Source organism: Neisseria sp. P0022.S010, assembly GCF_051956635.1.
Genome location: NZ_JBQCXF010000042.1, coordinates 1 through 18,409 on the forward strand (window position 1 = coordinate 1; position 18,409 = coordinate 18,409).

Annotated in this window: 19 protein-coding genes and 2 pseudogenes; 12 read left to right on the top strand and 9 right to left on the bottom strand. The window is 51.5% G+C overall.

What is annotated here, in order from left to right:
* The first annotated feature begins 140 nt into the window (after positions 1–140).
* From ACTHUT_RS06565 to ACTHUT_RS06590, 6 genes are all read left to right on the top strand, one after another.
* Positions 141–320 (top strand): hypothetical protein, encoded by a 180-nt coding sequence (locus ACTHUT_RS06565; RefSeq protein ID WP_440386821.1) that lies wholly within the window; start codon positions 141–143, stop codon positions 318–320.
* Positions 321–444: 124 nt separating this feature from the next.
* Entirely contained in the window at positions 445–1,686 is a 1,242-nt protein-coding gene (locus ACTHUT_RS06570) for a type VI immunity family protein (RefSeq protein WP_440418705.1), read from the top strand.
* A 730-nt stretch (positions 1,687–2,416) separates the two neighbouring features.
* On the top strand, positions 2,417–3,277 hold the full coding sequence (locus tag ACTHUT_RS06575; RefSeq protein WP_440386766.1) for an SDR family oxidoreductase: 861 nt from the start codon (positions 2,417–2,419) through the stop codon (positions 3,275–3,277).
* Entirely contained in the window at positions 3,267–4,091 is an 825-nt protein-coding gene (locus ACTHUT_RS06580) for an ABC transporter ATP-binding protein (protein WP_440386765.1), read from the top strand. The genes ACTHUT_RS06575 and ACTHUT_RS06580 overlap by 11 nt, the downstream gene beginning before the upstream one ends.
* A gap of 101 nt (positions 4,092–4,192) precedes the next feature.
* Positions 4,193–5,710, top strand: coding sequence for an ABC transporter permease/substrate-binding protein (locus tag ACTHUT_RS06585; RefSeq protein WP_440386764.1), 1,518 nt, complete (start codon positions 4,193–4,195; stop codon positions 5,708–5,710).
* Between the two features lie 47 nt (positions 5,711–5,757).
* Complete coding sequence (locus tag ACTHUT_RS06590) at positions 5,758–6,711, top strand: zinc-binding alcohol dehydrogenase family protein (protein ID WP_315611971.1); 954 nt, start codon at positions 5,758–5,760, stop codon at positions 6,709–6,711.
* Between the two features lie 596 nt (positions 6,712–7,307).
* Here ACTHUT_RS06590 and ACTHUT_RS06595 read toward each other — a convergent pair.
* Positions 7,308–7,655, bottom strand: coding sequence for a hypothetical protein (locus tag ACTHUT_RS06595; RefSeq protein WP_440386763.1), 348 nt, complete (start codon positions 7,653–7,655; stop codon positions 7,308–7,310).
* Positions 7,656–7,741: 86 nt separating this feature from the next.
* On the opposite strand from ACTHUT_RS06595, the gene ACTHUT_RS06600 reads away from it, so the two are divergent.
* Positions 7,742–7,963 (top strand): hypothetical protein, encoded by a 222-nt coding sequence (locus ACTHUT_RS06600; RefSeq protein WP_440386769.1) that lies wholly within the window; start codon positions 7,742–7,744, stop codon positions 7,961–7,963.
* Between the two features lie 124 nt (positions 7,964–8,087).
* Here ACTHUT_RS06600 and ACTHUT_RS06605 read toward each other — a convergent pair whose 3' ends face one another.
* Positions 8,088–8,207 (bottom strand): DUF924 family protein, encoded by a 120-nt coding sequence (locus tag ACTHUT_RS06605; protein ID WP_440386762.1) that lies wholly within the window; start codon positions 8,205–8,207, stop codon positions 8,088–8,090.
* 39 nt (positions 8,208–8,246) lie between these two features.
* Here ACTHUT_RS06605 and ACTHUT_RS06610 point away from each other — a divergent pair, with 39 nt between their 5' ends.
* Entirely contained in the window at positions 8,247–8,915 is a 669-nt protein-coding gene (locus ACTHUT_RS06610) for a TetR/AcrR family transcriptional regulator (RefSeq protein WP_440386761.1), read from the top strand.
* Positions 8,916–9,203: 288 nt separating this feature from the next.
* Here ACTHUT_RS06610 and ACTHUT_RS06615 read toward each other — a convergent pair whose 3' ends face one another.
* From ACTHUT_RS06615 to ACTHUT_RS06630, 4 genes are all read right to left on the bottom strand, one after another.
* A complete protein-coding gene (locus tag ACTHUT_RS06615; protein ID WP_440418706.1) occupies positions 9,204–9,461 on the bottom strand; it encodes a DUF4336 domain-containing protein in 258 nt (85 codons plus the stop codon).
* A 171-nt stretch (positions 9,462–9,632) separates the two neighbouring features.
* Positions 9,633–11,234, bottom strand: a complete 1,602-nt coding sequence (locus ACTHUT_RS06620; protein WP_440386760.1) for a serine hydrolase domain-containing protein — start codon at positions 11,232–11,234, stop codon at positions 9,633–9,635.
* Complete coding sequence (locus ACTHUT_RS06625; protein ID WP_003778226.1) at positions 11,164–11,427, bottom strand: hypothetical protein; 264 nt, start codon at positions 11,425–11,427, stop codon at positions 11,164–11,166. Before ACTHUT_RS06625 ends, ACTHUT_RS06620 begins: the two co-directional genes overlap by 71 nt.
* 118 nt (positions 11,428–11,545) lie before the next feature.
* Entirely contained in the window at positions 11,546–12,175 is a 630-nt protein-coding gene (locus ACTHUT_RS06630) for an IS3 family transposase (RefSeq protein ID WP_440386759.1), read from the bottom strand.
* On the opposite strand from ACTHUT_RS06630, the pseudogene ACTHUT_RS06635 reads away from it, so the two are divergent.
* Positions 12,062–12,623: pseudogene (locus ACTHUT_RS06635) on the top strand (IS30 family transposase); the annotation flags it as partial. The gene ACTHUT_RS06630 and the pseudogene ACTHUT_RS06635 sit on opposite strands and share 114 nt — an antisense overlap.
* Here the strand turns inward: ACTHUT_RS06635 and ACTHUT_RS06640 are convergent.
* The gene (locus tag ACTHUT_RS06640; protein WP_440418707.1) at positions 12,579–13,001 is read right to left on the bottom strand and encodes a hypothetical protein; all 423 of its coding nucleotides are present in this window, start codon (positions 12,999–13,001) and stop codon (positions 12,579–12,581) included. The pseudogene ACTHUT_RS06635 and the gene ACTHUT_RS06640 overlap by 45 nt on opposite strands.
* Positions 12,910–15,060 (bottom strand): TonB-dependent siderophore receptor, encoded by a 2,151-nt coding sequence (locus ACTHUT_RS06645; RefSeq protein ID WP_440386758.1) that lies wholly within the window; start codon positions 15,058–15,060, stop codon positions 12,910–12,912. Before ACTHUT_RS06645 ends, ACTHUT_RS06640 begins: the two co-directional genes overlap by 92 nt.
* A 234-nt stretch (positions 15,061–15,294) precedes the next feature.
* Between ACTHUT_RS06645 and ACTHUT_RS06650 the strand changes: the two genes are divergently transcribed.
* The gene (locus ACTHUT_RS06650) at positions 15,295–15,642 is read left to right on the top strand and encodes a hypothetical protein (RefSeq protein WP_440386757.1); all 348 of its coding nucleotides are present in this window, start codon (positions 15,295–15,297) and stop codon (positions 15,640–15,642) included.
* Between the two features lie 121 nt (positions 15,643–15,763).
* Here ACTHUT_RS06650 and ACTHUT_RS06655 read toward each other — a convergent pair.
* Positions 15,764–16,609: pseudogene (locus ACTHUT_RS06655) on the bottom strand (IS5 family transposase); the annotation flags it as partial.
* Between the two features lie 489 nt (positions 16,610–17,098).
* Between ACTHUT_RS06655 and ACTHUT_RS06660 the strand changes: the two are divergent.
* Both ACTHUT_RS06660 and ACTHUT_RS06665 read left to right on the top strand, forming a co-directional pair.
* Complete coding sequence (locus tag ACTHUT_RS06660) at positions 17,099–17,425, top strand: hypothetical protein (protein ID WP_440386756.1); 327 nt, start codon at positions 17,099–17,101, stop codon at positions 17,423–17,425.
* Positions 17,383–18,409: type VI secretion system Vgr family protein (locus ACTHUT_RS06665; protein ID WP_440386755.1), on the top strand; the 1,027-nt coding region annotated here is incomplete at its 3' end. The genes ACTHUT_RS06660 and ACTHUT_RS06665, both read left to right, overlap by 43 nt.

The following is an 18,409-nucleotide window of genomic DNA, read 5'->3' on the forward strand; positions in this document are numbered from 1 at the left end:
TAAAAAAACGGCATTTATCAAGGCCGTCTGAAACTTTCAGACGGCCTCTTTATCAATGGTGATAGCCTTATTCGACAACTATATCGGTAGCAGCAATCGCATTGGCGTATTTCGCCTCTGCTGCCTTAGCAGGCTCAATCATGTTCGCCCTCCGTGTGGCAGTATTTGCACCTGCCTTAGGGGTTTCCGCCGACCTTTGGGCGGCAGACGAACGTTTTGAACAGCGTAGTAACTGTTATGCCTACAAATATCTTGTAAATAAACCCAAAGGTTCGACATACGAACCCAATGAATACAAAATCACTCACTATGTTCCGTAGCATGCTTGCGAGAAAAACGCCGATACTTCGCATCTGAAAGGCTGGGAAGAAAAAGTGCGCGAATTCGATGCCAGACACGGTAATCTGCCGAAAGAGTAAACAACAACCCCATGAAAGAAAAAGCATGACAACCAAACTATATGAATACCTGCAAAGGGAAGCCGATGAAATCCTGATGTATGACGAAGACTACAATATCAATGCCCGTCTGGGACTGACCATATTGATCTACTATACGGGCGGCGGTTCGGTAGCAGGACAGCGTAAGACGCTGGAAGTTTTCGAACGCTTTTATTCGCAGTACCACGGGTATTTGAAAACACACTTTTGGGACGGGATGCGCCGTTTTGCCCGTATCAATTCGAACGCATTTCAAAAAAAAATCGATAAAATGATTCAAAATGCCGAACAGGGGGAAAGCTTGCAGGGTGTGCTGAACTCCGGTCCTTCCAACAGGGCGGCGGAATATGAAATCAAAACCCTATCTGCCCACCCCTTAGGCGGAGTTGATGACCTGTCCTATCTCAGGATCACCTTTCCACTGTCTTTTTTGTCCTCCTCGGAAAAACGTCGCGAGTATGAAAGCTGGATAGAATATCTGTGCAAGAACTTTGATATTTTTCACGGTTATGCCGGACTGAGCATCGTCCTGCCCTACGCCTACCATAAATATCAGTTTTACGAATATTCCGTGACCAAACGCTATTGGGGGGTAACACCTGATTCAGGAGGACATCACGACTCTCTCTGGTACGAGGGCATTAAGTCCGTCAGTTGGTATACCCTTGTCGGCAAAGCGTTCCAAGATAAACTGAACAGCATGGAAATCCAAAACGTTTTAAACCATTATCCGGACATTACGCTGAAGACCTATAACGGCATCATGGTATTCAAAGCAGGAAAATTCCCCGACTTGGGAGATAAAACCAAACCGTTGCCCATTAATTACCTGGTAGTGAACAACCTGATGCGGCCGATACTGACACAAAAGCTGAACGACTCACTACATACTGCTTTCGGCAACGGAAAAAACCGCTACTCAGCTTCCCAAGGCTATTACTGGCTGCATCGTTGGGATAATGCCAATTTTGAAAACGGGATTTTTGATCCTAAAGGGACGAAGCAGGAACTGATGCCTGTTTACCGAGAACGTCCTTTGGAAGCACCTTATGCCGGGATGTGGATACCGGACGATCTTGAGAATGCGATAGAACGACATTTTGAAGAAGGAGAAGTTTTTCCTGATAGGGGAGAGTATTACAAGCACCTTCTAAACGGCACAACGGAAATTGGGAAAGGCTATTGTGTTTGGCGTTTGGTTAAGCGGGACGACGGAGGCAGTGTGCTGGTGGCTTCAGAGTTTTGATTATTTAGGTATCAAACGTAAGTCAAGTTGAAAAACCCAACTTTAATAAAGGCCGTCTGAAAAACCTTTCAGACAGCCTTTTACTTTTAAATTTTGTAAGTGATTGTACTACTGAGCAAAACAGGAGTTAGCAGGCTAAAATACTAGCGTTATGAATTTAACATAATATAAATTAATTTCCTTTTCCCTATTCTTCTACAAATTCCGCTGTTTTGTTCCTATATGTCAAATGAGAATTAATGATACTCAAGAGAGTGTGCTCATAGTACTCCAATTTTTAGTATCAAATCAATAGGTTTTAAGAAATTTATCAGTTTAATTATGCTATAACTCTATCACTTAATTATTTAGTAGTGGAGTAGGGCCGTGGGGACATACCCCAAGCTCTTTAAATTCTTTGCGAATAGAGAAATGCAGTACAAATACTTGGTAATGTAAATGCCACCTAAATTCTAAAAACTAGTAAAAGAGGTCCGTTTTAAGCCATAAGGGACCTGAAAACGGAAAGACCACATATCCTAACCTAATTATTAATATCAGCTTAATAATCAGGTAAGTCTTTCGCGGCTTATCGTATGCAGGAAAACTGCTACAATAAAATAACCATTAATAAACCATCCCTTGAATCTATTCAGTCTACCTGAAACCCAAAAAGCAGCATGCACATGGTTTTACAGAAACCCTGTAAACGGCAAAGCTATCTCTTTAGAAAACGCATAAGGAAAACAACATGAATCTAGCCATCACTGGCTCCAGCGGCAACATCGGCGGTATGGTTGCCCGTCATCTGAGCACACGCGGCCTGCCGCTTATCCTGCCGCTGCGCAACCCCGCCAAAGCGCCCAATCTCATGAACTGCGAGGCGCGACGGTTTGCCTATGGCGATTTGGAGCTTGCTAAGCAGGCTTTAAATGGGGTGGACGTGCTGTTTATGGTGTCCGCCGCCGAAAGTCCGATGCGTGAACAGGAGCATTTGACTCTGGTGCAGGCTGCTTCGGAAGAGGGCGTGCAACACATTGTCTATCTCTCTTTTGCTCAAGCAGCGTTGGACAGCACCTTCACGCTGGCGCGTACCCATGCGGTTACCGAAAATGCAATCCGGCAAACGAATATGCGCTACACCTTTCTGCGCGACAATTTTTACAGTGAGATGATGGCAACGATTGCCAACGCAGACGGCATCATCGCAGGCCCTGCTGATGATGGGTGCATTGCCTGCGTTTCACAGCGCGATGTCGCCCAAGCAGCGGCAAACATTATCGCCGACATCGCATACGGCAACCACCGCCACGACAATCAAACCTACACGCTGACCGGTTCCCAATCATTAAACTTCGCTGAAATAGCCGCCGTCTTAACCGAAATTACCGGCAAACCGCACTGCTACCACAATGAAACTGTGGAAGAAGCCTTCGCCAGCCGCAAAGCTGAGTATCCTGACACGCCCGATTGGCAGATTGAGGCATGGGTTTCCACCTACACCGCCATTGCTAAAGGTGAACTTGCCGCAGTTTCAGACGACCTGCCACAGTTGTTGGGACGTGCACCACTTAATTTTGAAGACGTAGTAAGGGCACAATATGCAAAATAATCTTGTCCCGTTTATCGAATTTCACGGCGCAGGCAAGCAGTATGATGGCAAATATGCTGTGCGCGATTTGGATTTAACCATTTATCAGGGGGAATTTTTCGTGTTGGTGGGCGGTTCGGGCAGCGGCAAATCCACCACGTTGCGCATGATTAACGCGCTAATTGAACCGACCGATGGCAACGTTTATCTGCACGGCAAACGGATTAAAGACTACGACATCCGCCAGCTCCGCCACCAAATTGGTTACGTATTGCAGCAAATCGCCCTGTTCCCCACGATGACTGTAGCGGAAAACATCGAACTCATGCCAGACGTACTTGGCTGGCCGAAAGCAGAACGCAAAATGCGTGTGAATGAATTATTGGAGCTGGTGGAACTTGACCCCGCGCACTACCGCGACCGCTATCCGCACGAACTTTCCGGTGGTGAACAGCAGCGCATCGGCATTTTGCGCGCCATTGCCGCCAAGCCCCAAGTGCTGCTGATGGACGAACCGTTTTCCGCACTCGACCCGCTGGTGCGCACCGTGCTGCAAGACCAAATTGCTATGATTCACCAGAAATTCGGCACCACTATCGTTTTCGTTACCCACGATATGCAGGAAGCCGCCAAACTCGCTTGCCGTATCGGTGTAATGCATAACGGCAAACTGGTACAAATCGGCACACCTGAAGAAATCAAAAAGCAGCCGGCAAACGATTATGTGCAATCTCTGTTTTCCAGCGCCGACGCCCCCGATGCCGAACGCATCATCCACCAATTCTTGCGGTTGGATAAACAGGGACAGGAAGCTGTGAGAAGGGCGGTGTTATGATGGTGAAGGCCGTCTGAAACCTCTTTCAAGGTGCTAACACCTTGCTGTAAAGCAAACATAAACATCTATTATTCAACATACTAACTATAAAATTTAAAACTATGTTCTCATCCCTAAACGTTACTCCGGCAGAACTCTGGCAAATGCTGCTTACGCATTTATGGCTTTCCGGACTGGCTTTGCTCGCGGCAGTGGCGATTGCGGTGCCTGCCGCCGTGTTGTTTGCGCGCAGACAGCGGGTAGCGGAAGCGGTATTGCAGTTCACCAATATATTGCAAACCATCCCGTCTTTGGCGCTGCTGGGCTTGCTGATTCCGTTTGTCGGCATCGGTTCGCCACCCGTCTTGATTGCGCTCACGCTATACGCACTGTTGCCAATTTTTCAAAATACCTATTTGGGGCTGACTCAAATTGACCAATCGATTCAAGATGCGTACACCGCATTCGGGCTATCGCGCTGGCAATCATTGTGGCGGATTGAGCTACCGATGGCGTTGCCTGCCATGATTTCGGGCATCCGCACAGCGGCAGTGCTGATTGTTGGCACGGCAACACTGGCGGCGTTAATCGGCGCAGGCGGCTTGGGTAACCTGATTCTGCTCGGTATCGACCGCAACAACATGACGATGACGTTTACCGGCGCATTGCTCTCCGCGTTACTGGCTGTCGGCGTAAGCGGCATTATCGGACTATTGCAAAAATCGCGACGCAAGTTGCCGATTGTTCTTGCATTGGCGGTGGGCTTAGGCGCACTCGGTCTGTCGCAGATTTCATTTAGGCCTGCCACAAAAAACGTGGTGATTGCCGGCAAAATGGGGAGTGAGCCGGATATTCTGATTAACATGTATAAATTCTTGATTGAACGTGAAAATCCGAACATGAAAGTCACAGTTAAACCTAATTTTGGCAAAACCACTTTCCTGTTTAACGCACTGAAAAGCGGTGAAATCGACATTTATCCTGAATTCACCGGCACAGTGCTGGAAGCCTTAGTACAAGTACCACCTGAACAGAAGAACCGCCATCTGTCGCCAGATGAAATCTATCAACAGGGCAAACAATTATTGGCGGAACAATATCAGTTAGAGTTTCTACCACCGATGTCTTATCAGAACACTTATGCGTTGGCAGTCAAAGAAAGCTACGGTGCATCGCACCAACTGAAAACAATCAGCGACTTGAAGCAGGTAGCGCCCGATATCCGAGCAGGTTTCTCACTGGAATTTATCGACCGAGCAGATGGCTATAAAGGCATGCAGGCTGCCGGTATCACGCTAAAACATATTGTTAGCTTGGAACCAGCCTTACGCTATACGGCATTGTTGAATGACAAAATCGACCTAGTGGAAGCCTTTTCCACCGATGCAGAATTGAAACAATATCAATTGCGCCTACTGAAAGATGATATTTCCCTGTTTCCAGCCTATCAGGGCGCACCGCTGATGAAAGCAGAATTTGCCGAGAAAAATCCTCAAATTGTGACCGCACTTAATCGACTGGCGGGAAAAATTAGCGAAGAGGAAATGAGCGAGATGAACTACCGCGTGAAAGTGCAAGGCGAAAGCGCGGAAAATGTAGCGCGGGATTATTTGGAGAAAAATGGGTTGTTAGGAAAGTAAAATTGGCAGTAGGCTACCTGAAAGCATCAGATTCTTAGGGAGGTATTATGAAAGCCGTAAAAATCTACCAAGCCGGCGGTCCGGAACAACTGATTTATCAAGACGTGCCAACACCTGATATCAAAGAGGGGTGGTCACTGGTAAAAATCAAAGGCTTCGGCATCAACCATTCCGAGATTTTCACGCGTGAAGGCAAATCGCCGTCTGTCCAATTTCCGCGCATCTTGGGCATTGAATGTGTAGGCGAAGTGGTGCAAAGTTCCACACCCGCGCTGGCGGTTGGACAAAAGGTCGTCTCTATTATGGGCGAAATGGGGCGCGCCTTTGACGGCAGCTACGCCGAATATGTGTTGCTGCCCAACGAGCAAATTTACCCCGTTCATACCGATTTGGATTGGACGACCCTTGCCGCAATTCCCGAAACCTACTACACCGCGTTCGGCTCATTACAACAGCTTCGTATCGAGCCGCAAGATCGTGTGTTGGTGCGTGGTGCAGGCAGCGGCGTGGGCATAGCCTTTGCACAGCTGCTTAAAGCGCAGTTTCCGCATATCGAACTGCACGGCTCAACGCGTAATCCTGCTAAAGCTGCCCGTTTGCAAGCGGTCGGATTTGACGGAGTAATTACTGAAGTCGATGGCAAACTACAAACCGACCAAAACTATGACAAAATTCTGGAATTGGTCGGGCCGGCAACTTTGCGTGATTCTTTCTCCCACATCAACGAACACGGTATCGTCTGCAATACAGGGCAGCTTGGTAACGTGTGGGGCGTGAACGATTTTGATCCGATTGTCGAACTCAAAAACAACAGCTATCTCACCGCCTTTTATTCGGGCAATGTGTCGCAAGCCAAGCTGGATGAGATGTTTGACTATATCCGGCAGTTTAATGTGAAAATCTTAATTGAACGCGTGTTTACATTGGAACAAGTTTCCGAAGCCCACCGTTTTTTGCAAAGCGCGGACGGATTCGGAAAAGTGGTGGTAGTCAATGAATAGGGCTATCTAAAATTCTATCAAAGAAATTTAATCATGCTTTGGAATAAAACTGTGATCTGAATTAGTTTATAGATATTGATAAAGAGAAGGCCGTCTGAAATTCTTCAGATGGCCTTTTATATTTGAATTCTGTAAGTGATTGTACAACTAGAAGAAACAGGACTTAGCAGGCTAAAATACTAGCGTCATGAATTTAACATAATATAAATTAATTTCCTTTTTCCTATTCTTCTACAAATTCCGCTTATTGTTCCTATATGTCAAATGAGAATTAATGATACTCTAGAGAGTGTGCTCATAGTACTCCAATTTTTAGTATCAAATCAATAGGTTTTAAGAGAAATTTGGATACTTAGTTTTACTGTATCTCAACCACTTAATTATGGAGTAGTGGAATAGGATAGAAGTTATCAAGCTAAGACAGAGTACCTTCATCTTTTGAAAAAGTTAAAAAGTAGGGTACAGATTAGGTTAAGATAATAGCGATTGTCTAAACTTATTCCACCCAGTTTGGGGGTTAGGTTCTTGCCAATTTTTTATCCCATACGGCAATAGACTTTCAGCACATATTATAATCGAGGGTGTTACTTGCATTGTCATAATATGCCTGAGAAAAGCAGCTTGAAATCCAATTTCCAAAGTCCAAACTGCTTTTTCCAAATTTCAGACGACCCAATTATTCGCACGCTGCCAGCACCAAATCGTTTAACTTCGCTTGCGCGTATCAGGCACGGCAGGCCTTCGATAAAGCCCGCACTTAAAAACACGACGGTCAGTTCGCGTTCGGGATCGACCATATAGAACGTCGAACCGCCGCCCAAGCCGGCGAAGGCGTTCGGATTGGCCAAATAACCACATACGTTCGGCATGTGCCCTGTACCGGGCACAAAACCGCCGTGCAGTCCATAATGGGCTTTGAGTGGGGTAGGTGCAATTTGTCGCATTCACCTTTAAAAATCAGGTTGTCCATATCGCAGCAGTGATTTTGCGCGGCATAGTTTGCCATGGCAGGAGAAAGGATGCGTACGCCTTGTCCGATTTTGTACAGGCGCAGGTTTTCGGCGAAGCGGTGAAAATCGTCAATCGTGTAAAAGGCGTTACCAGCGGGGATTTGGTAGTCGTCCGCCACTTGGCTGTTGAGCAGGTTTTCTACCATCTGCCGACATTCTTATGTAACGATGTGATTAGAAATCCACAAGTAGAAAAATACTTAGCTGACTACCAAGCACATTTAGAAAAAGTATTCGGTTAATTGCAAAATATTCGTTTAGAAGGTGAGCATTTTGGCTCACTTTTTTATTTTTTACATCTATTTCCAGCTGCTTTTGCGTTTTCAGGCTGCCTTAAATCAGCAAAGGCTACCTGAAAATCCGGTTTTAAAACGAAGACCCTTCCTGTTGCAGAAATTCCAACTCTTCCGCCGTGCTGTCGCGGCCGAGTACGGCGTTGCGGTAGAGATGCCGTCTGAAACGCCGCCGTATTGCCATTGCCGCCATGGGGAAATATGATGAGTATCCGACTTGCGGATAACTTTAATGAAAACCCTTTATGAACAAAATCAAAAGCTTCCTATCGTCATGACCGCCAGCAAACAACAAACCATCGCTGATACCGCCCGCCGCCTGTTCCGCGAACACGGCTTTTCCGCCGTATCCGTAGGCGGAATCTGCGCCGAGGCTGCCGTCAGCCGCGTTACCTTTTACAAATATTACAGCGGCAAAAACGCGCTCTTGCAGGAAATCGTTACCGAACAGAAAAACCGCGTCCGCGCAGAATTCGAAAACCTGCTCGCACGGCAATGCAGCCTGCGCGAAGCCGCCGAAGCCGTGTTCGCCCTACAAAAACAATCGTTTGAAGAGCTCTATTCCGTCGCCTTCCTGCGCGACATCGAAGAAAACACCGATTTGGAGCTGGAGCGGTTTTTCCATGAGTTGAACGAAGAAAAATACGCCTTTATGCGCGGCTTCTTCCACACACTGCAACAACGCCGCCTGATTCAGCCCGATTTGCCGGTGGAACTCATCGACCTGTTCATCCGTCAGGCGGATATATTGATGCGCCATCCGCAACTGGCCGCGCTTTATGCCGCTGCGCCGCAAAAGCTGCCGCAAGACGTATTAGGATTGCTGCTGCACGGTTTGGCGGGAGAGGAAGGAACGGGTGAGGAGATTGATTTTTTGGGGAAGATGAAAGGGATTTGCTGAATTTCTCATAAAACGTCGTCTGAAAACGAATTGTCGATTTTCAGACGATGTTTTAATTAGGTGGCACTAGATTGGCACTAAATGCCACACGATTCTTTGTCGGTTACTTGGGATTTGGAATGGCAGCAAGTGGATTGGGTGGGGAACTGCATGGGTTTACCCCGATGTAAGCAGATCAGACAGGGAACGGATTTAGTGAATTTGTCAGCGGAACATCTGCAAGCACATGCCTGCAATATTGGACGAAATCGGGCTATTTATATCGTCGTCAAACGCGATGGCGATGCCCTACGCCGCCGCCCGTTCGCGCACGCCAGCACTTGCCCACACCAGTGCCTGCGGATAGCGCGCCTGCCATGCGCTAATGTGAGCGTAATGGATTTTGTTGGGCGAGACCAAATGCCTTACTTCGCCCAGCGCGTCGATTTGCGCGAACAACTCGGGCGCGGGGTCGATGGGCGAGTGGCACCACAAACCGCCATCCGCGAGCCGCACCACGGCCATGCGGGTGCTGAACGGGATTTTGACGCCGAGCGGAAACGCCATGCAGATTTCGCCGCCGTCGGTAATCCAGATGTTTTGATCGAAGGGTTTGAGGGTGTTCAGCGGGTGGTAGAGATGGATGGCGGACTTGGGGTGTTCTTTTCAGGCTGTGTAATCTTCAAATTCCCAATCAAAATAACGTATGAGTTGGTAGGTCGTGCATTTATGCCCGACCTACGGTTTCGTCCCCGCATCATCCACCGTTTCTTCCAGCCACAGCCGCACGGTTTTGCCTTTGACAAAATCGGCGTTGCCTTCAAATATGCGTTTTTCGCAGACTACGCGGTAGTCTCGCTCTTGGATATCGCCGTTGTTTTGGTGGCGGGTGGGCAGAGCTTGGCACTTGCCTGCGTCGGCAAATTTGGCGTGCAGGTCTTTCAGACGGCCTTTGGGTACGGCGGGATGCGGTTTGTTTTGTTTGATGAGCAGCAGGACGCGCTCGAAGTTGCGGGTGAGGGCGGGGTGTTGGTCGGGGATGGGGACGTGGGTTTTTTGGTAGCGCGGGTTGATACGCGCGGCGATGCCTTCAATGATGGCTTCAGTATCTACGCCTGCCAAATTGGTTAACACGACAATATCGGTGCCGTCGCCTTCGTAGCGGCGCAGCTCGGTGCTGAAGCCCTGCCATGCGCCGGGGTGGCCGCTCATGGGGCTGCCGTCGGGAGCGGGGACGAGCGACCAGCCGAAGCCGTAGGGGTAGCTGTCGCCGTTGTTGAGGCGGGCGGGGGTGAAGATTTCGCGCCAGGATTCGGGCTTGAGGATTTGGCGTGCTTCTACGGCGGCGAGCCAGCGGCGGTAGTCGTGTAGCGTGAGATAGAGCGAGCCGTCGGCGGTTTGGTTGTGGTAGGGGGCGACCCATTCTTGGTTTTTCAGGCTGCCGTCAGCGTCGTCAAGCTCATAACCTGCGGCGCGGTGTGGGACGATGTCGCGCTCGCTGATCACGCGGGCGGAAGTCATGCCCAGCGGGGCGAACACGCGCTCTTGCAGGATTTCGCCGTAGTGTTTGCCGGAGACGCGGGTGATGACGGCGCCGAGGACGGCGTAGCCGTTGTTGCTGTATGCCCAGCGGCTGCCTAGTTTGAATTGCAGCGGGGCGGTGTAGATGCGGCGCAGCATTTGTTTTTCGCTGCTGTTTTGCTGCCAGTCGGTTTCAGTGTTGCCGATGCCGCCAGTGTGGTTGAGCAGGTGGCGGATGGTGATGGGCTGCCAGCTTTTGGGCGCTTCGGGCAGGTAGGCACGCACGGATTGGTCGAGGTGGATTTTACCGTCTTCCACCAACAGCATCACGACGGCAGCGGCGAACATTTTGCCGATGGAGGCCGTCTGAAACACGGTGTCGGCAGAGACGGGGATTTGGTGTTCTACGTTTGCCAGCCCGTAGCCTTGTTGTTTGACGATGTTACCGTTGCGGTAGATGCCGACGGCAAGGCCGGGGATTTTTTGCCGCTCAAGCTCGGCTTGGGCGAAGTCGTCGATGGGGTCGGCGAGGGCGGGGAGGGATAGGGCGAGTAGGAGAGGGAGGATGAGGTTTTTTTTCATGGGATTGCCTTTTGGGTTGGGACAGGGTAAGCCGTAGGCGGTAAATTGGTAATATTCGGCAAGGCGCGCGGCGGCTTTGCGGCTGCCTTGTTCGGCTTGTGTGGTTACGGCGGCAAGGTCTTGCGGCAAAATGTCAAAATACTGCGGCGTGGCGGGAGGCGTCGGGTTAGTAGTTTTTTGCCAGCTCGGCCAGATGCGGCGACAGGGTTTCGCCCGCCTGCGCGGCTTGGTAGGCAAGATAAGCGGCTTGGTATTTGTAGTAACCGTCGTATTGCTGTTGAGCTTGTCGCAGCAGGGTTTTGCCGTTGGGCTGTTCGGTTTGGTCGGGGGCTTGGCTGGGGCTGGCGGTCATGGCGGGCGGCTCGTGGATGTTTGGATTGGAATCGGTGCAGGCGGCGAGCAGGATAAGGGCTGTGATTAGGGGTCGCATGGGGTTTTCTTTCGGGCGGGGCTGCTTTGATGCTGGCGGATTCGCATTTGAAGTGTAACTTTCCATAACAGAAAAAGGTGAACTGGCCCCCAAATCTTGGACGCTCATAAAAGCCTTTTCAGGCGCTCTGTGTAAGCTGGGTTCTGTATGCGACAGGACTCAGCTTTTTCAATTTCAAACTGCAACGCTCCCGGTTGTAGTAATCCATATAATCATCTATCTGTTTCATCAATTCGTCCACCGTCAATTCTCCTGCGTTATAGAAACACTCCGTCTTCAACACCGCAAAGAAGCTTTCCATCGGCGCATCGTCCCAGCAGTTCGCCTTACGCGACATGCTTTGAACCATGGAATGCTCCGCAAGCAATTCCCTATACCCCGCCGTACGGTACAGCACACCTTGGTCGGAATGCAGCATCGTTCCCTTATCAGTCAGACGGGGTGCGGCTTTTTCGAGCATTTCCTTCACCATTTCGCTGTTAGCATTGCGTCTCATGGCGTAGGCGACGATCTCGCGGTTGAACAAGTCCAAGATTGGCGAGAGGTACAGTTTGCCGTCGCTCCCTTTGAGTTCGGTCACGTCGGTCAACCATTTTTCATTGGGCTTTTGGGCTTTGAACCGGCGTTTGAGGAGGTGTTCCAATACCTGTCCCGCCACTGCACCATCGCCGAAATCGCCAAACAGCTTAATCGCCACAAAAGCACCATCAGCCGCGAAATCAAACGGCACCGTACCCAAGGGCAGCAATACAGCGCCGAAAAATCACAACGGCAAAGCCGGCTGACCAAACAGCGCCGGCGAAAACCTTACAAGCTCGATTCGCAGCTGATTCAGTACATCGACACCCTTATCCGCCGCAAACTCAGTCCCGAACAAGTATGCGCCTACCTGCATAAACACCACCGGATCACACTCCATCACAGCACCGTTTACCGCTACCTTCGGCCAAGACAAAAGCAACGGCGGCACCTTGTGGCAACACTTCAGAATATGCAGCAAAACCTACCGCAAACGCTACGGCAGCACATAGACCAGAGGCAAAGTGCCCAACCGCGTCGGTATAGAAAACCGACCCGCCGTCGTCGACCAAAAAGCCCGCATCGGCGATTGGGAAGCCGACACCATCGTCGGCAAAGGACAGAAAAGTGCATTATTGACCTTGGTTGGACGCGTTACCCGCTACGCCATCATCTGCAATGAGTTCGGAAACTGCGTGCATCGCAGGGCGACATAAATTCTGGTTATGCGCCAGGATACATTGATAATCGACGCAATAGGTGTGGTAATCCTCGACCTCAATGTTGTAGACAGTGGTGCGGCAGCGGCGGTAATGTCGTTGTCCGAGCAGGTTCTCGTTGTTCGGTACGTCTGCCCAATCCAATGTCGGGCGATTCAGTGATTCGTCAGTTAGAACCATCTCATAGCTGTTGCCTAAATTCGACTCTTTCCAGCCGTAAGCCAGGTTGGTTGGCTGTGCCCATTTAAAAGCGGTATTTGAAGCCCAACACTGCGCTGCGCGCTTCGCCGTAGGCGAGGAAGGTGGAAAGCGTACGGTAGCGGGTGTTGAAGACATTGTTGACGTTTAAGGTGGCTTCGGAGTTTTTGCCGATGTGGTAGGCGGCCATCAGGTCAACCAGGGTGTAAGCTTTCTGGGTGGCAGACTTGCGGGCGCGTTCGAGCGAGGGAGCGTCGTTTTCGTCGGCCAGCGCGCTTTTGTTGATGTTGCTGGTTTTACTCTGCCAGCGCAGGCTGCCGCCGAGGGTGAGACGCTCGTTCAAATCATAGGTGGTGGCGAGTTTGATTTGGTGGCGCGGCAGGTCGGCTTCGTAGGAGTCTTCGCCGCCTTTGCGGTTTTGCACGGTGTAGCCTGCGCTGACGAACCAGTTGTCGTTAATGCGGCCGGCAGCTTCGGTTTCAAAGCCGCGTGTGCGGATGTTGTCTTCGGAGACGTAGTAGTCGCCGCTTTCCACGTATTTGGGCATGCCATTTTTACGGGTGTCAAAGAGGGCGGCGGAGACGTTGAGGCGTTGGTCGAAAAATTCGCCTTTGAGGCCAACTTCGATGTTGCGGCCGGTGGTGGGCTTGAGGAATCGTCCGTCTTGGCCTTTGTCGAACACGGGCTCGAAGGAGGTGCCGTAGCTGGTGTAGGCGGAGAGTTGGTCGGTGAGGTCATACACGGCGCCGATGTAGGGGGTGGCTTTGCTGCGGTTTACTTTTTCGTTTGTGCCTTCAACGTGTTCGGCTTTCTGCATGGTGATGCGGCTGTACCGTGCGCCGCCGATCAGGGCGAGGCGCTCGGTGGGGCGGAAGCGGGTGGCGAAGTAGCCGCCGAACTGGCGGGCTTGGATGTCGTCGTCGGCGGTGTATTCGTAGTCGGCGGGGTTGGCGGGGCGCAGGCTGTGGTCGTTCAGGAAGTCATGCAGGCCGAAGGCGTTGTCGTAACGGGCAAAGCGGCTGGGGGCGCGGTTTTTGGTGTTGAAGCCGCTGATGCCGAACAGGATGTCGTGTTTGCGACCGAGAAGGTTGTATTTGCCGTCCACCGAGGCGACGAAGCTATGGGTGGTGCTTTTTTCGCCGGAATCGGTTTCGAGCAGGTCGATTTGGCGGGTGTCGTGGTCGGTTTTCATCGCCGCGTAGCCCTGCCGGTCGTGTATGGTGTTGCGCGTCCAGTTGTATTCGAGCTTGGTTTTCCAATCGGGTGAGAAGCGGTGGCGTACTTCGGTGAACACGTTGCGGCTGCTGTATTTGTAGGATGTGCCTTTAGGCGAATTGTTGGCGCGGCGGCTGATTTCGTTTTTCAGCGGGTAGCCTTCGCTGTCGTAGGCGGTGGGCAGGAAGATGGGGGTGTCGGTTTCGCGGCGGTTTTGCAGCTGGGTGCCGACGGAGAAGGTGGTGGCGGGGGCGGCATCCCATTCGGCCACGGCATAGAGGCTGCTGTTGCGCATTTTCGCGTCTTCAATTTGATAGCCGCTGCGGTCATGCCCCGCCACGATGCGAGCGCGCAGGCTGCTGCTGGCGTTCAGGCTGCCTGAAACATCGCCGCTCACGCCCCGGCGGCTGTGGTTGCCGGCTTCGGTGCCGATTTCGGCTTTGAAGTCTTTGGTCGGACGTTTGCGCACTAGGCTCACCTGCGCGGAGGGGTCGCCCGTGCCGCCCAAGAGGGCAGACGCGCCGCGCAGCACTTCCACGCGGTCGAGCGCACGGGTATCCACGCCGCCCCAACCTGTCCACGAGTCTTTGCTGAAACCGGAGCTGCGGTAGGGTACGCCGTCCATCTGGAAGTTTTTCACTTCCATGCCGCGCGAGTGCAGGCCGGCATAGCGGTCGCTGCCGCCGCTGCCGCTTTTGACGGTTACGCCGTTGGCCTGCTCCATCACTTTGCGCAGGCTGTCGAGTTTCCAGTCTTCCATCTGTTTAGAGGTGGTTACGCTCACGCTCTGCGGCGTTTCGCGCAGGGTTATGGCGATGCCCAGCGGGGCGTAGGTGCCGCCGGTGGAATAGCCTTGGTTGAGCGTGGCGGGTTTTGTGCCGGTAACGGTGACCGTATCCAAGGTGGCTTCGTCTTCGGCAAAGGCAAACAGCGGCATCAGCGCCAGCGCGAGCAGAGTGGGACGGCTTTTCGGGTATTTCATAAGGATGTCCTTGGTGGTGGTTAAAGTTGAGAACGATAGCGATTATACTTTTTCCGCATTGTTTTTATAAGTTTTGTTTGAATTTGTTTTACAGAAGCACGCAGAGGCCGTCTGAAACGGCTGTTCAGACAGACGGCCTTTTCCGTTTGTGCTCCAGCGGACGGCCTGCGGTTGAGACACGCCGCAAAGCGTGCTAAAAGGCGGCCTTTCCCGTTTGAACCGATTGGAGTTCCCATGCCTACCCGCCGTGAATTTTTATTGTCTACCGCCAGCGCGACCGTGTTGCTTACCGTGGGCGGCTGCGCTGCGTTGGGCGGCGCGTTGGATAATGCCGTCGAATCGGCCGCCGCCGTAACCTGCGTGTTTGGCGACGGGATGCGGCTGGTGGCGGTGGCGGTGAAGTACCGCGCCGATGTGTCTGCCGCCGTGCTTGAGCCGTCGCAATACGGCGTGGCGGGGCGCACGGTGGAGCGCGTTTATGTGGCGCAAAGTACCGCTGTATCAGGGCAACGGCGCGATTGCGTGGGCGTCACCCGAATTTCAGGCGCAGCATCCCTGCTTTGTGATTGCGCCCGAGTTTGACGAAATTATTGTGGACGATACCAGCACCGCGTCCAACTATCTCGATGCCACTATCAACCTAATCAAACACTTGAAAACCAAGTTACCCATCGACGGCAAACGGCTCTACACCACCGGCCAGTCGGGCGGCGGCATGATGTCGATTGCGCTTCGTTTGCGCTTCCGTCAGCGGACGGTTGCGGTGGGCTTTGCGCATAATGCCGTCCAGTAACTGATGCTCTTTCAGATGTTTCTGGTTTTCCTCACTGTCATAGCCTTTGTTGGCATAGACGGTCTTACCTTCGGCTATCCCTTCCAACAAAGGAGACAGGTGGTTGCACTCATGGGTATTGGCGGGGGTGATGTGCAGTTTCTCGATATAGCCTTCCCCATCGGTACGGGTATGTTGTTTGTAACCGAGTTTGTAGAGGCCGTTTTTCTTTGTCCAACGGGCATCTTTGTCCTTACCCGGTGTGGTTTGGCCGCTGACTTGTCCTTCTTCATCGACTTCTATAGCCTGACGCTGTTTGCTGCCGGCGGTCTGAATAATGGTGGCGTCAATGACGGCGGCGGATGCTTTCTCTATTTTTAAGCCTTTTTCGGTCAATTGTCGGTTAATCAGTTCCAGCAATTCGGACAGGGTGTCGTCTTGCGCCAGCCGGTTGCGGTAGCGGCACAAGGTGCTGTAATCGGGGATGCTCAGTTCGTCAAAACGGCAAAACAGGTTGAAATCGATGCGGGTAATGAGGCTGTGTTCGAGTTCGGGATCGGAGAGGCTGTGCCATTGTCCGGGCAGGACGGCTTTGAACATGGACAGCAGGGGATAGGCGGGACGGCCGCGGTGGTCTCTAAGGTAACGGGTTCTTTGACGGTTCAGGTATTGTTCGATCGGTTGCCAATCAATCACCTGATCCAACTTCAATAGTGGGAAGCGGCCGGTGTGTTTGGCGATCATGGCTTGGGCGGTTTTCCGGAAGAAGGTGCTCATGAGAAATCCCCTAAATGTCTTGGTGAGAATTTAGGGGATTTTTGGGGGATTTTGCAAAGGTCTCATGCCGTCTGAAAATCTTCAGGCGGCCTTTTTGTTTTTAGATTCTGTAAGTGATTGTACTACTGAAAGAAACAGGAGTTAGCAGACTAAAATACTAGCGTCATGAATTTAACATAATATAAATTAATTTCCTTTTCCCTATTCTTCTACAAATTCCGCTGTTTTGTTCCTATATGTCAAATGAGAATTAATGATACTCAAGAGAGTGTGTTCATAGTACTCCAATTTTTAGTATAAAATCAATAGGTTTTAAGCTGCTTAATTTACCACTTTCCCCCTGTATGGTGGAATAGGGCAGGGATAAATGTCTCTTTATCCCTTATTTCAACCGCTCAGACGGCCTTTTCCCCATTCATCCCATTCGCTTTACCATCGGTATTATCCCCGTTATCATACAGTGTTCATCGTCAGTCGGATATTACCCTTATGACCGCCCGCCAATCCTACCACCTTACCTTTGCCCGTTTTTCACCTTCACTTTCAGTCCGCTCCTTCAGCGCATCCGAAGCGGTCAATACCGCCTACCGTGTCGAAATCACCGCCACTTCTACCGATTCCTCCCTGCCTCTGTCTTCTTACCTTAACCAGCGCGCAGCATTTGAGATTCGTCCGCAAGAAGGCTTACTGTCGGAAGTGGTCAGTGCATTCGGTTCTGCTTCAGACGATCCCCGGCGAAGCAATGGCAGGGCATCATCACCTCATGCGAGAAGTTGTCCGTATCCAAGGATGAAACCGTTTACCGCTTTGTTTTAGAGCCGCGCTTCGCGGCAATGAAACATTTCCAAACCTCCCGACTGTTTCAACACCAAACCGTCCCCGACATCGTTGCCGCCGTCTTCAAACATCACGGCTTCTCCGGTGTCGACTACCGTTTCCAAAAGAGCCGCAGCTACACCGTCCGCGAGTATGTAACCCAGTATCTCGAAAGCGACTTTACCTTTATCAACCGTCTGTGTGAAGAAGAGGGCATTTGGTATGCCTTCGAACAACATGAACAACATGGCGACGTAGTCGTCTTCGGCGACAGTCCCGAACACTATTTGCGCAGCCAAGGCCTACCCATTTCCTACCGCCCCCATGCCGGATTGGAGAGTGTCGGTACCGAAGCACTCTTTAACTTAAGCATCCGCCACAACCCCATTGTTGAAGGCATACGCACGGCCGACTACAACTACCGCAGCGCCGATACCGACCTCTTTGCCGAAACCGACAACAAACAATCAGAAGAGTCAGCCGACAATACCATCTTATTGGGCAAACAGCAGCATTGGGGCCTTCATCCCAAAACAACCGACGAAGCCCAAGTTCAGACGACCCTGTTGAACGAAGCCAACCTCTGCCGTCAAACCGTCGCCAACGGCAGCGGTAACGTCGTCTCCATGACACCGATGAAAGTGTTCCAAACCGATGTCTCCTTCCCAGAAGCACCCGACGGCTGGCTGGTACTTTCCATGGAACACAGCGGCAGCCGCGATACCGCCTACACCCATACCTTTACCGCCATCCCCGCCCAACTCGCCTACCGTCCCGAACGCACCACCCCGCGTCCGCATATCGACGGCACCTTGCCGGCACGGGTAACTGCGGCGGAGAACTGCACCTATGCCTACATCGACGACATGGGCCGCTACCGCGTCAAATTACCGTTTGATTTAGACGAATGGAGTCCGGGTGGGGAAAGCCGTCCCGTCCGACTGGCCAAACCCTATGCCGGTCCCGAATACGGCATCCACTTCC

Bases quoted from the DNA above. Each gene is read 5' to 3' on its own strand.
- ACTHUT_RS06565 (WP_440386821.1), top strand. From the start codon at position 141: ATGTTCGCCCTCCGTGTGGCAGTATTTGCACCTGCCTTAGGGGTTTCC.
- ACTHUT_RS06570 (WP_440418705.1), top strand. From the start codon at position 445: ATGACAACCAAACTATATGAATACCTGCAAAGGGAAGCCGATGAAATC.
- ACTHUT_RS06575 (WP_440386766.1), top strand. From the start codon at position 2,417: ATGAATCTAGCCATCACTGGCTCCAGCGGCAACATCGGCGGTATGGTT.
- ACTHUT_RS06580 (WP_440386765.1), top strand. From the start codon at position 3,267: ATGCAAAATAATCTTGTCCCGTTTATCGAATTTCACGGCGCAGGCAAG.
- ACTHUT_RS06585 (WP_440386764.1), top strand. From the start codon at position 4,193: ATGTTCTCATCCCTAAACGTTACTCCGGCAGAACTCTGGCAAATGCTG.
- ACTHUT_RS06590 (WP_315611971.1), top strand. From the start codon at position 5,758: ATGAAAGCCGTAAAAATCTACCAAGCCGGCGGTCCGGAACAACTGATT.
- ACTHUT_RS06595 (WP_440386763.1), bottom strand. From the start codon at position 7,655: ATGCGACAAATTGCACCTACCCCACTCAAAGCCCATTATGGACTGCAC.
- ACTHUT_RS06605 (WP_440386762.1), bottom strand. From the start codon at position 8,207: ATGGCGGCAATGGCAATACGGCGGCGTTTCAGACGGCATCTCTACCGC.
- ACTHUT_RS06610 (WP_440386761.1), top strand. From the start codon at position 8,247: ATGAAAACCCTTTATGAACAAAATCAAAAGCTTCCTATCGTCATGACC.
- ACTHUT_RS06615 (WP_440418706.1), bottom strand. From the start codon at position 9,461: ATGGCGTTTCCGCTCGGCGTCAAAATCCCGTTCAGCACCCGCATGGCC.
- ACTHUT_RS06625 (WP_003778226.1), bottom strand. From the start codon at position 11,427: ATGCGACCCCTAATCACAGCCCTTATCCTGCTCGCCGCCTGCACCGAT.
- ACTHUT_RS06640 (WP_440418707.1), bottom strand. From the start codon at position 13,001: ATGTCTTCAACACCCGCTACCGTACGCTTTCCACCTTCCTCGCCTACG.
- ACTHUT_RS06645 (WP_440386758.1), bottom strand. From the start codon at position 15,060: ATGAAATACCCGAAAAGCCGTCCCACTCTGCTCGCGCTGGCGCTGATG.
- ACTHUT_RS06650 (WP_440386757.1), top strand. From the start codon at position 15,295: ATGCCTACCCGCCGTGAATTTTTATTGTCTACCGCCAGCGCGACCGTG.
- ACTHUT_RS06660 (WP_440386756.1), top strand. From the start codon at position 17,099: ATGACCGCCCGCCAATCCTACCACCTTACCTTTGCCCGTTTTTCACCT.